This window comes from Rhodopirellula maiorica SM1, assembly GCF_000346295.1.
GTDB lineage: Bacteria > Planctomycetota > Planctomycetia > Pirellulales > Pirellulaceae > Novipirellula > Novipirellula maiorica.
Genome location: NZ_ANOG01000751.1, coordinates 1 through 888 on the forward strand (window position 1 = coordinate 1; position 888 = coordinate 888).

The window sequence follows — 888 nt, forward strand, 5'->3', positions numbered from 1 at the left end:
AACATAACAGTGGTAGTCGTCGATTTCGATCTGGGCGATCTAGCTGTGGAGCGAGTGCCAACGTAAGCATTGACGTCGTCGCAACGCAAGCAGGCCAATTAAACAACCTCGCGAGCGTTTCGTCCAACACTCTCGATTTGGCCCTCACCAACAACGACGCCAATGAAACGACTCGCGTCGATCCTCCGCATGCCGACTTGAGTCTTGCGATTAGCGGTGCGGTGGAAACCGTCACCGTCGGTGACGAACTGACCTATCAACTCTTGATAACCAACCGTGGTCCACGGTCCGCCACCGCAGTCGAACTAGCAAACACTCTTCCTTCTTCGGTCATTCTGGTGTCATCCTCGGAACTCTACAGTTTGGATGGCGATGTGATGCGCTGGGAACTTGGTGACATCGCAAGCGGAGCATCGAAGCAAGTCGCGATCACGATCGCCACGACCGAACCGGGGACGCTAAGCAACACGGCAACGGTCAACTCGGAATTGGTTGATCTGATCCAGGACAACAACACCGCGACCGCGACGTCGCTCGTGCTCGGTGAAGCTGCTGATAACAACGTGACCTTCATCAGTTTTTCTGGTAGTGGCGTGATCGCCGACATCCCGTTCGCAGACGAAGACATCTTGGCGTTCGATGCGTCGACGAACGAGTGGTCGATCTATTTCGACGGATCAAATGTCGGCCTGACTTCCTACGACATCAATGCCTTTCATATTCAATCCGATGGCAGCATCCTGCTTAGCTTCGATACTAATTCCCGCGTTGGCGACCTCGGTCTGGTCCGCGACTCGGACATTGTCGAATTCATCCCTTCGGATCACGGCGTCTTCACCGCAGGCCGTTTCGAGTGGTTCTTTGACGGATCTGATGTCGGCCTTAGTC

1 protein-coding gene is annotated in these 888 nt (G+C 54.5%); it reads left to right on the top strand.

Going from position 1 to position 888, the window contains the following annotated elements; genetic code table 11:
• Positions 1-137: 137 nt before the first annotated feature.
• The coding region (locus tag RMSM_RS24460; RefSeq protein WP_008702864.1) for a DUF11 domain-containing protein at positions 138-888 on the top strand (751 nt) is incomplete at its 3' end.